Origin of the sequence: Streptomyces kaniharaensis (genome assembly GCF_009569385.1) — a bacterium.
In the GTDB taxonomy this organism is placed as follows: domain Bacteria; phylum Actinomycetota; class Actinomycetes; order Streptomycetales; family Streptomycetaceae; genus Kitasatospora; species Kitasatospora kaniharaensis.
The window spans coordinates 5514305-5525000 of record NZ_WBOF01000001.1 but is presented as its reverse complement, the minus strand read 5'-3'; the positions used below and the strand labels follow the sequence as shown (position 1 = coordinate 5525000).

9 protein-coding genes (1 of these 9 only partly in view) are annotated in these 10696 nt (G+C 72.8%); 6 read left to right on the top strand and 3 right to left on the bottom strand.

Going from position 1 to position 10696, the window contains the following annotated elements:
* Both F7Q99_RS24690 and ptsP read left to right on the top strand, forming a co-directional pair.
* Positions 1-330 carry the 3' portion of a PTS sugar transporter subunit IIA gene (locus tag F7Q99_RS24690; protein WP_153464869.1) on the top strand. It extends 120 nt beyond the left edge of the window, so 330 of the gene's 450 nt are visible here — the last part of the coding sequence; its start codon lies beyond the left edge, outside the window; it ends in the stop codon at positions 328-330.
* A gap of 100 nt (positions 331-430) precedes the next feature.
* Positions 431-2101, top strand: a complete 1671-nt coding sequence (gene ptsP / locus F7Q99_RS24685; RefSeq protein ID WP_153464867.1) for a phosphoenolpyruvate--protein phosphotransferase — start codon at positions 431-433, stop codon at positions 2099-2101.
* Between the two features lie 85 nt (positions 2102-2186).
* Here the strand turns inward: ptsP and F7Q99_RS24680 are convergent, their stop codons facing one another.
* From F7Q99_RS24680 to F7Q99_RS24670, 3 genes are all read right to left on the bottom strand, one after another.
* The gene (locus F7Q99_RS24680) at positions 2187-4211 is read right to left on the bottom strand and encodes an acetoacetate--CoA ligase (RefSeq protein ID WP_326847074.1); all 2025 of its coding nucleotides are present in this window, start codon (positions 4209-4211) and stop codon (positions 2187-2189) included.
* Positions 4212-4342: 131 nt separating this feature from the next.
* Positions 4343-4891: an NUDIX domain-containing protein gene (locus tag F7Q99_RS24675; protein ID WP_153464865.1), complete on the bottom strand. Its 549-nt coding sequence runs from the start codon at positions 4889-4891 to the stop codon at positions 4343-4345.
* A 33-nt stretch (positions 4892-4924) separates the two neighbouring features.
* Positions 4925-5857, bottom strand: coding sequence for an NUDIX hydrolase (locus F7Q99_RS24670; RefSeq protein ID WP_153464863.1), 933 nt, complete (start codon positions 5855-5857; stop codon positions 4925-4927).
* 176 nt (positions 5858-6033) lie between these two features.
* Between F7Q99_RS24670 and mmuM the strand changes: the two genes are divergently transcribed.
* The 4 genes from mmuM (at position 6034) to glpK (ending at position 10602) form a co-directional block, all read left to right on the top strand.
* The gene (gene mmuM, locus F7Q99_RS24665; protein WP_153464862.1) at positions 6034-6963 is read left to right on the top strand and encodes a homocysteine S-methyltransferase; all 930 of its coding nucleotides are present in this window, start codon (positions 6034-6036) and stop codon (positions 6961-6963) included.
* Positions 6964-7204: 241 nt separating this feature from the next.
* Complete coding sequence (locus F7Q99_RS24660; protein ID WP_153464860.1) at positions 7205-7969, top strand: IclR family transcriptional regulator; 765 nt, start codon at positions 7205-7207, stop codon at positions 7967-7969.
* Positions 7970-8247: 278 nt separating this feature from the next.
* Entirely contained in the window at positions 8248-8973 is a 726-nt protein-coding gene (locus F7Q99_RS24655) for an MIP/aquaporin family protein (RefSeq protein ID WP_153464858.1), read from the top strand.
* Between the two features lie 108 nt (positions 8974-9081).
* Complete coding sequence (gene glpK, locus F7Q99_RS24650) at positions 9082-10602, top strand: glycerol kinase GlpK (protein WP_153464856.1); 1521 nt, start codon at positions 9082-9084, stop codon at positions 10600-10602.
* The last annotated feature ends 94 nt before the right edge of the window (positions 10603-10696 follow it).

The following is a 10696-nucleotide window of genomic DNA, read 5'->3' as shown; positions in this document are numbered from 1 at the left end:
ACGGAGGCCGTCGCTCCGGTGGACGGCGTCGTCGTCTCCATGCACCCGCACGCGTTCGTTGTCGTGGACGCGGACGGGCACGGCGTGCTGACGCACCTCGGGATCGACACCGTGCAGCTGAACGGCGAGGGCTTCGAGCTGCTCGTCAACAAGGGCGACACGGTGACCCGTGGCCAGGCCGTCATCAAGTGGGACCCGGCTGCCGTCGAGGCCGCGGGCAAGTCGCCGATCTCGCCGATCGTGGCGCTGGAGGCGACGCCCGACACGCTCAGCGGCCTGGTCGAGGACGGGGACGCCCGCGTCGGGGACACCCTGTTCAGCTGGAGCTGACCTCACTCTTTCCCACACGCCCGCCCTGCAGCAGATGACAGGGCCGGCCCGGCACACAGCGGTTCCCGGCGGGGCCGCTCCTCTCAGCGGAGACAGTGACATGGAGAAGACGCTGCGCGGCGTGGGTGTCAGCCACGGGGTCGCGATCGGCCAGGTGCGGCACATGGGGACGGCAGTGCTGGAGCCGCCGACCACCCAGATCCCGGCCGAGGACTCCCCGCGCGAGCAGGCTCGCGCCCAGGCGGCCGTCGAGGCGGTGGCCGCGGACCTGATCGCCCGCGGCAACCTGGCCGGCGGCGAGGCGCAGGCGGTGCTGGAGGCCCAGGCGCTGATGGCGCAGGACCCCGAGCTGATGGCCGACGTGTCGCGGCGGATCGCCGTCGGGAGCAGCGCCGAGCGCGGTGTCTACGACGCCTTCGCCTCCTACCGCGCGCTGCTCGCGTCGGCCGGGGACTACCTGGCCGGCCGGGTCGCCGACCTGGACGACGTGCGCAACCGCATCGTGGCCAGGCTGCTGGGCGTGCCGATGCCGGGTGTGCCGGACAGCGACGAGCCGTACGTGCTGTTCGCGCGGGACCTGGCGCCGGCCGACACCGCACTTCTCGATCCGACCCTGGTGCTCGGTTTCGTGACCGAGGAGGGCGGGCCGACCAGTCACAGCGCCATCCTGGCGCGGGCGATGGGCGTGCCGGCCGTCGTCGCGCTGCCGGGGGCGACCGAGGTCGCCGAAGGCACCGTGGTGGCCGTGGACGGCAGCTCCGGTGACGTCCTGCTGGACCCGTCGCAGCAGAAGCAGGAGGAGCTGCGGGCGATCGCCGCCGAGCGAAAGGCCGCGCTGGCCGCCTCCTCCGGTCCGGGCCGGACCTCGGACGGGCACCGGGTGCCGCTGCTTGCCAACGTCGGCGGCCCGGCGGACGTGCCGGCGGCGCTGGAGAACGGCGCCGAGGGCGTCGGGCTGTTCCGCACCGAGTTCCTGTTCCTCGACGACTCAGCCAAGGCGCCCGGCGAGGAGAAGCAGGTCGAGGAGTACCGAAAGGTGCTGGAGGCGTTCCCGGAGGGCCGGGTCGTGGTCCGGGCGCTGGACGCGGGTGCGGACAAGCCGCTGGGCTTCCTCTCCCCGGCCGACGAGCCGAACCCGGCGCTGGGTGTGCGCGGTCTGCGCACCCTGCTGGAGAACCCCGAGGTCATGCAGACGCAGCTGCGTGCGCTGGCCAGGGCCGCCGAGGGATTGCCGGTACACCTCGAGGTGATGGCGCCGATGGTCGCCGACCGCAAGGACGCCAAGGACTTCGCGGACGCGTGCCGGCAGGCCGGGCTGGACGCCAAGTTCGGCGCGATGGTGGAGATCCCGTCGGCCGCGTTGCGGGCTCGGGCGATCCTGCAGGAGGTCGAGTTCCTGTCGCTGGGGACCAACGACCTCGCGCAGTACACCTTCGCGGCCGACCGTCAGGTAGGTGCGCTGGCCCGGCTGCAGGACCCGTGGCAGCCGGCGCTGCTCGACCTGATCGCGGCGGCCGCCGAGGCGGCGCGGGCGACCGGCAAGAGCTGCGGCGTCTGCGGCGAGGCGGCCTCGGACCCGCTGCTGGCCGTGGTGCTGACCGGCCTGGGCGTCACCAGCCTCTCCATGGGCGCGGCCTCGATCCCGTACGTGCGGACCACCCTCGCCAAGTACACGCTGGCGCAGTGCCGTCGGGCGGCCGAGGCGGCCCGGGCGACGGACAGTGCCGAGGAGGCTCGGGCCGCCGCGCAGCAGGTGCTGTCGGGCGAGTAGCGCAGACCCGGGCAGCCCCGGGCAGCAGAGAAGGGGCGCTTCCACCGTTGATGGTGGGAGCGCCCCTTCTGTCCTGCGGCCGGGGTCAGGCCTGGCGGTCGCGGCGGAGCTGCTCGAAGAAGCGCAGGTGCTCGATGTTGTCGACGGAGCCCGGGTTGACGGCCTGCTCCAGCGGGGTGCCGGAGAGCAGGCGCTTCACCGGGACCTCGATCCGCTTGCCGGTGAGCGTGTGCGGGAGGCCGCGCACGGCGATGACCTCGTCCGGGACGTGGCGCGGGGAGAGCTCGGTGCGCAGCGAGGTGCGGATGCGGCCGATGAGGTCGTCGTCCAGTTCGGCGCCGGGGGCGAGGACGACGAAGAGCGGCATCCAGTAGCCGCCGTCCGGCTCCTCCAGGCCGATGACCAGGGACTCGGCGATCTCCGGGAGGCGTTCGACGACCTCGTAGATGTCGGAGGAGCCCATCCGGACGCCCTGGCGGTTGAGGGTGGAGTCGGAGCGGCCGTGGATGACGACGGTGCCGCGGGAGGTGACGGTGATCCAGTCGCCGTGGCGCCAGATGCCCGGGTACATGTCGAAGTAGCTGTCGTGGTACCGGGTGCCCTCGGGGTCGTTCCAGAAGCCGGTGGGCATGGACGGGATGGGCTTGGTGACGACGAGTTCGCCGACGGCGTCGGTGAGCGGGCGGCCCTGGACGTCCCAGGACTCGACGGCGGCGCCGAGGGAGGGGGCCTGGATCTCGCCAAGGTGGACCGGGAGGGTGGGCACGCCACCCACGAAGCACGAGCAGACGTCGGTGCCGCCGCTGACGGAGGCGAGCCAGACGTCCTCCTTGACCTCGTCGTAGATCCAGCGGAAGCCGTCGGGCGGGAGCGGGGAGCCGGTGGTGCCGATGCAGCGGACGGCGGAGAGGTCCAGGTCGCGGCCCGGGTGGAGGTCGGCCTTGCGGCTGGCGATGACGTAGGCGGCGGAGGTGCCGAGGACGGTGGCGCCGGTGCGGGCGGCGACCGACCAGAGGGCGCCGGTGTCGGGGTGGCCGGGGCTGCCGTCGTAGGTGACGATCGTGGCTCCGACGAGGAGGCCGGCGAGGAGGAAGTTCCACATCATCCAGCCGGTGGAGGTGTACCAGAGGAAGCGGTCCTGCGGGCCGAGGTCGAGGTGGAGGCCGACCTGCTTGAGGTGTTCGAGCAGGATGCCGCCCTGGCTCTGGACGATCGCCTTGGGCAGGCCGGTGGTGCCGGAGGAGTAGAGCACCCAGAGCGGGTGGTCGAACGGGACCGGCTCGAAGACCGGGGTGACGTCTTCGGCGACCAGGTCGTCCCACTGCAGGGCGCCCTCGGGGGCGGGGGCGCCGAGGAGGGGGACGTGCACGACGGTGTGCAGGCTGGGGAGTTCACGGCGCAGTTCGGCGACGACGTCGGTGCGGTCGTGGTCCTTGCCGCCGTAGTGGTAGCCGTCGACGGCGAAGAGGACGGCGGGCTCGATCTGCTGGAGGCGGTCGAGGACGCTGCGGGCGCCGAAGTCGGGGGCGCAGCTGGTCCAGACGGCGCCGACGGCGGCGGTGGCGAGGAGGGCGACGGCGGCCTGCGGGATGTTGGGCAGGTAGGCGCTGACGCGGTCGCCGGGGCCGATGCCGCGGGCGCGCAGGGCGGCGGCGAGGGAGCCGACCTGGCGGCGGAGCTCGGACCAGGTGAGGACGGCGGGCCGGTCGGTGGTCTCGTCGAGGTGGAGGATCGCCGGGCGGTCGGCGTTGGCGGGGTCCTCGGCGGCGCGCAGAGCGTGCTCGGCGTAGTTGAGGCGGGCGCCGGGGAACCAGCGGGCGCCGGGCATGGCCGGGTCGGCGAGGACGGCCTCGGGGGCCTGGGTGAAGCGGACGTCGAACCACTGGGTGACGGCCGTCCAGAACCGGTCGAGGTCGGCGGTGGACCAGGCGTGCAGCGCGGCGTAGCGCTCGGCGGCCTGCTGGTCGTCGGCGGCCGGGGCGAGCGGGGCGGCCGGGGCGCCGTGGCGTTCGGCGGCCCAGGCCTGGAAGGCCACGAGGCCGGTCGCGGCGGCGCGAGCGGGGTCGGGGCGCCAGAGCGGCTGGTCCTGGTCCTGGGGTGGGGTGCTCACGGTGGTGGTCTCCCGGGCCGGTGGTGGGGACGGGAGTGCTTGTGGCAGACCCGTCCGGTTGGGCTGTCGGTGCAGACCATGCCATGTGAGCGCCCGCTGCGCCAGGGTCCGCCCCGGGAGTCCTGTGCTGGTCAGCGCTGGGTGAACTCGCCGTTGAACCAGGCGCGGGAGACGCGGGTGTGGAACTCGAAGGCGAGCGGGGTGTCGGGGGTGGAGAGTTGCCAGCCGTCGGTCTCGTCGGTGGGCCGGGAGGGCGGGAGGTCGGCGAGCGGGCGGGGCGGGAGCATGCCGAAGAGGCACAGGAAGCCGCCGCGGGCGTCGGAGTCGGTGGAGACCAGGGTGATGTCGGCGGCGTCGGCCAGGATGCCGGTCTCCTCGCGCAGTTCGCGGACGCAGGCCTGCTGCCAGCTCTCGCCGTAGTCCACGTAGCCGCCGGGGAGGGCGAGTTGGCCGTAGCCGGGCTCGATGGTGCGGCGGATCACGACGAGGTTGCTCTCGCCGTCGGGGCGGGTGACCGGGAGGAGGGTCACGACCACCGGCAGCGGGTTGCGGTAGCTGATCTCGTGGCAGCCGGGACAGGTCCGGGGCCAGGAGTCGGTGCCGGGCGGGTAGGGCGTACCGCACCAGTGGCAGTGGGAGTTGGGGCGGTTGGTCGTGCCGGTCACCTCGTCAGTGGTCATGGGCGGATGGTAGCCGGGCGCGGCGGTGGACGATCAGCGGATCTCGTCCTCGCGGGCGGGGCGCAGCAGGGCGGGGTGGAGGAGCTGGGCGTCGCCCGCGTGGTAGGTGCGGGCGCGGGGGCCGCCGCGGGCGCCGCCGCGCTCGGTGGTGGTGCCGGTGCTCTCGACGAAGCCGGGGACGGAGAGCACCTTGCGGTGGAAGTTGCCGGGGTGGAGCTTCTCGTCCCAGACGGCCTCGTAGACGGCGCGCAGGTCGGGGATGGTGAAGTCGTAGGGCAGGAAGGCGGTGGCGAGCGGGCTGTACTCGATCTTGGCGCGGGCGCGGTCGAGGCCGTCGGCGAGGATGCGGGCGTGGTCGAAGGCGAGCGTGAGGGGGCCGCTGTGCCCGCCGACGCCACCCCCGTGGGTGTCGACGGGCACAACGGCGGCTTCGGGGCGACTGCTCGGGCGCAGGTCGAGGTCGGCGACGGGGTACCAGCCGGCGGCCGCGGCGTCCGTCCCGGCCTGCGGGTCGGGCAGGTCGGGGGCGAAGGCGAGGTAGGCGACGGAGACCACGTGCATGCGCGGGTCGCGGTGCGGGGCGCCGTAGGTACCGAGCTGTTCGAGGTAGATGCGGCTGAGCGCGGCCTCGACCTCGGAGCCGCCCAGGAGGCCGGTCTCCTCGGCGAGTTCGCGGGCGGCGGCCCCGTCCAGGTCCTCCTCGCCGGCACGCAGGAAGCCGCCGGGCAGCGCCCAGGATCCCTGGTAGGGCGGGGCGGCGCGTTCGACGAGCAGGACGTGCAGGCTGCCGTGCCGCAGGGTCAGGGCGACCACGTCGACGGTGACGGCCACGGGGGTGTAGGCGCGCGGATCGTAGGCGGCGAGCCATTCCTGCTCGGATTGGTCCCGCTCGGACCGTTCCTGCCCGGCTCGGTCCTGCCCGGCCCGGGGCCCGGCGGGGGACGGGCCGGTCTCGTCGGTGGCCATCGCCGGCTCCTCTCCTGCACTGCTCGCTGCGCCGCGCGTCGGACCGCGCGCCGTCGTTCTCGGGATGAGCACAACGTAGCGATTCGTTTCCGAAGCAGCAAATGGTTTTCCGGGCGGGCGGGGGTATCGGGCTTCTAGGCTGTGACCAGCGACGACCGCGCCCGAGGAGGCCCGCCATGCCCGCTGCTCCCCCGCCGGACTTCGCCGCGGCGCTGGCGGCCGGTCCACTGGTGCTGGACGGCGGGATGTCGAACCAGCTGGCGGCGGCCGGGTACGACCTGTCGGACGGACTGTGGTCGGCACGGCTGCTGGCGGACGCGCCGGAGGCGATCGTCGACGCCCACCGGGCGTACTTCGCGGCCGGGGCGGAGGTCGCCATCACCGCGAGCTACCAGGCGAGCTTCGAGGGCTTCGCGCGGCGCGGGGTGGGCCGGGCCGAGGCGGCGCGGCTGCTGGCGAGCGGTGTGGAGCTGGCCCGGCAGGCGGCGCGGGCCGAGCCGGGCGGCCGACGGCGCTGGGTGGCGGCCTCGGTGGGTCCGTACGGGGCGGTGCTGGCGGACGGCTCGGAGTACCAGGGGCGGTACGGGCTGAGCGTGGCGCGGCTGGCGGCGTTCCACCGGCCGCGGCTGGAGGTGCTGGCGACGGCCGGTCCCGACGTGCTGGCGCTGGAGACGGTGCCGGACGCGGACGAGGCGCAGGCACTGCTGGAGGTGGTCCGCGGGCTCGGCGTGCCGGCCTGGCTGTCGTACAGCGTGGCGGGCGACCGGACGCGGGCCGGGCAGCCGCTGGCGGAGGCGTTCGCACTGGCGAGGGACGTGGACGAGGTACTGGCCGTGGGGGTGAACTGCTGCACACCGCAGGACGCGGACCGGGCGGTGGCGCTGGCCGCCGAGGTGACCGGGAAGCCGGTGGTGGTGTACCCGAACAGCGGCGAGTCCTGGGATCCGCGAGTGCGGGACTGGCACGGGGAGCCGACGTTCCGCTCGGCGCGGGTGCGCGGGTGGCTGGCGGACGGGGCCCGGCTGGTGGGCGGCTGCTGCCGGGTCGGGCCGGACGGGATCGCGGCGCTGGCGGCGGAGGTCGCGGTCGGCAAGAGCCGGGGCTGAGAGCCAGTGGTTGAGAGCCGGTGGTTGAGCCGGGGCTCGAGAGCGGCCGGGATCGAATAAACCGGGATTAAATAAAGGGGACGGGCGCGATCAAAAGGGACCGGCCGGGCGGCGGAGGTTAACAGGCGGCCGAGTGCGGGTTACCAAGGGGGAAGGTGCACGGACCGGCGGACGCCTGGCAGACTCGTCCCGTTACCACTTCGGTCGACAATGTCGACCGCCTGTCAGCGCGGAGGTTCCAATGCCCGGCCCGATCCAGTCGCTCTCCCGGGCCGCCGCGATCATGCGCCTGCTGGCCGGCGGCGAGCGCCGCCTGGGCCTGTCCGAGGTCGCGACGGCGCTGGACCTCGCCAAGGGCACCGCGCACGGCATCCTGCGCACGCTCCAGCAGGAGGGGTTCGTCGAGCAGGACCCGGAGAGCGGCAAGTACCAGTTGGGCGCCGAACTGCTGCGGCTCGGCCAGAGCTACCTGGACGTGCACGAGCTGCGGGCGCGGGCGCTGGTGTGGGCGGACGACCTGGCCCGGGCGGCCGGCGAGACCGTCTACCTCGGGGTGCTGCACCAGCAGGGCGTGTTGATCGTGCACCACGTGTTCCGACCGGACGACACCCGGCAGGTGCTGGAGGTCGGTTCGATGCAGCCGCTGCACAGCACCGCGCTGGGCAAGGTGCTGGTGGCCTACGACCCGGTCGCGCGCGGGGAGTTGGGCGCCGGGCCGTACGAGCCGTACACCCTGCGGACGTTGACCGAGGCGGCCGACGTGGACGCCGAGTGCGCGCTGATCCGCGAGCGCGGCTGGGCGGACTCGATCGAGGAGACCTGGGACGGCGTGGCCTCGATCGGCGGGCTGATCCAGGACCGGCGGCGCAACCCGGTGGGCGCGGTGTGCATCAGCGGCCCGGTGGAGCGGGTGTGCGAGGACGGCTTCGTGAAGCCGTCGTTGGTGGCCTCGGTGCGCAGCGCGGCGCGGGCGATCTCGCGCGACCTGGGTGCCGGGCGGTTCTGACGCCGTCACGGCGGTCACTTCGTCACGCTGAGGCGCGGACGGGCGGGAGGCCTGTCCGCGCCCTGGCGTTTTGCCCCGATTCGGCACGCTCCGCTGGGTAACTTCGAGGCAAGGGTCACAGCTGCGTAAACCTGCCTTGACGTGGGGGCGACCTGGGCGGGAAGCTTCCGCATGACGGTCGACATTGTCGAACGATGGCCGGGAAGATCACTCCCACATTGCGCTCACCCGCACAGCGATCGCCCGGCCACCCGCCCCCACCCGCACCTCCGGGCCATATGGACAAGGGAGTCTTTGTGTCCGCGTTCTCCAACGGCGACGTCTTCGTCGGCGAAACCCTCGGTACCGCTGCCCTGATACTTCTCGGTGGAGGCGTCTGCGCCGCCGTGACCCTCAAGAAGTCGAAGGCCCTGAACGCCGGCTGGCTGGCGATCACCTTCGGCTGGGGCTTCGCGGTCCTCATCGCCGCCTACATGACCGGCTCCAAGTCCGGTGCCCACCTGAACCCGGCCGTCACCATCGCACTCGCCGTCAAGAGCGGCGAATGGAGCCAGGTTCCGCTCTACCTCGGCTCCCAGATGCTCGGCGCGATGATCGGCGCCACGCTCGTCTGGCTCACCTACCTCGGCCAGTTCCAGGCCAACGAGGAGCCCACGCTCGGCATCTTCTCGACCGGTCCCGAGATCCGGAACCCGATCCAGAACCTGCTGACCGAGATCATCGGCACCCTGGTGCTCTGCATGTCGATCCTCACCCTCAGCCCCAAGCTCGAGGCCATGGGCACGCTGATCGTCGCGCTCGTCGTGGTCGGCATCGGCCTCTCGCTCGGTGGCCCGACCGGCTACGCGATCAACCCGGCCCGTGACCTCGGCCCGCGCATCGTCCACTCGCTGCTGCCGATCCCGAACAAGGGCGGCTCCGACTGGTCTTACGCCTGGGTCCCGGTCGTCGGTCCGCTGATCGGCGGCGCCGCGGCCGGCCTCCTCTACAACGCCCTCTTCTAAAGGGCCCCCTCCAACGGGCAGAGTCGAACCCGCCGAGCACGGGGACTGAGCGAACAGCGCGTCAGGCCCACCCACCCCGCATCCCCCGAACCCGAGCCGAGGACCTTCATGACCTCCACTGGCAACTACATCGCCGCGATCGACCAGGGCACCACCTCCAGCCGCTGCATCATCTTCGGCGCCGACGGCCGGATCGTCGCCGTCGACCAGCAGGAGCACCGGCAGATCTTCCCCCAGCCCGGCTACGTCGAGCACGACGCCGCCGAGATCTGGACCCGGGTGCAGTCGGTCATCCGCGGCGCGCTGGAGAAGGCCGGTCTGACCAGGGACGACATCCGCGCGATCGGTATCACCAACCAGCGCGAGACCACCGTCCTGTGGGACAGGAACACCGGTGAGCCGGTGCACAACGCGCTGGTGTGGCAGGACACCCGCACCGAGGCGCTCTGCCGCGAGCTCGGCCGCAACGTCGGCCAGGACCGCTTCCGCCGCGAGACCGGCCTCCCGCTGGCCAGCTACTTCGCCGGCCCGAAGATCCGCTGGCTGCTGGACAACGTCGAGGGCCTGCGCGAGCGCGCCGAGGCCGGCGACATCCTCTTCGGCACCATGGACACCTGGGTGATCTGGAACCTCACCGGCGGTGTCGACGGCGGCAAGCACGTCACCGACGTCACCAACGCCAGCCGCACCATGCTGATGAACCTCCACACCCTGGAGTGGGACGAGAAGATCGCCGAATCGATGGGCGTGCCGCTGGCCGTCCTGCCGGAGATCCGCTCCTCCGCCGAGGTGTACGGCGAGGCCGTCGGCGACCTGGCCGGTGTGCCGGTCGCCTCCGCGCTCGGCGACCAGCAGGCCGCGCTGTTCGGCCAGACCTGCTTCGACGAGGGCGAGGCCAAGTCCACCTACGGCACCGGCACCTTCCTGCTGCTGAACACCGGCGAGAAGATCGTCAACTCGTACCACGGCCTGCTGACCACCGTCGGCTACCGGATCGGCGACCAGGCCCCGGTGTACGCCCTGGAGGGCTCCATCGCCGTCACCGGCTCGCTCGTCCAGTGGCTGCGCGACCAGCTCGGCATCATCTCCACCGCCGCCGAGATCGAGACCCTCGCCAACACGGTCGAGGACAACGGCGGCGCCTACTTCGTCCCGGCCTTCTCCGGCCTGTTCGCCCCGTACTGGCGCTCCGACGCCCGCGGTGTGATCGCCGGTCTGACCCGGTACGTCACCAAGGGCCACCTGGCCCGGGCCGTCCTGGAGGCCACCGCCTGGCAGACCCGCGAGGTCGTCGACGCCATGCAGAAGGACTCCGGGGTCGAGCTCACCGCCCTCAAGGTCGACGGCGGCATGACCAGCAACAACCTGCTCATGCAGAACATCGCCGACGTCCTGGACGCCCCGGTCGAGCGCCCGTACGTGGCCGAGACCACCGCCCTCGGCGCCGCCTACGCGGCCGGTCTCGCCGTCGGCTTCTGGAACGACCTCGACACCCTGCGGGCCAACTGGCACCGCGCCGCCGAGTGGACCCCCCGCATGGACGAGGCCACCCGGGAGCGCGAGTACAAGAAGTGGCTCAAGGCCGTGGAGCGCACCATGGGCTGGGTGGAGGAGGAAGAGAACAGCTGACCGTCGAGCCGGTCGGGGCTTCGTGCCCCGGCCGGCCCGGTTCCGTTTCACCGGCCCGCCGCACCGGGCCTACCGGCCTCACCGCAGAGGCCGC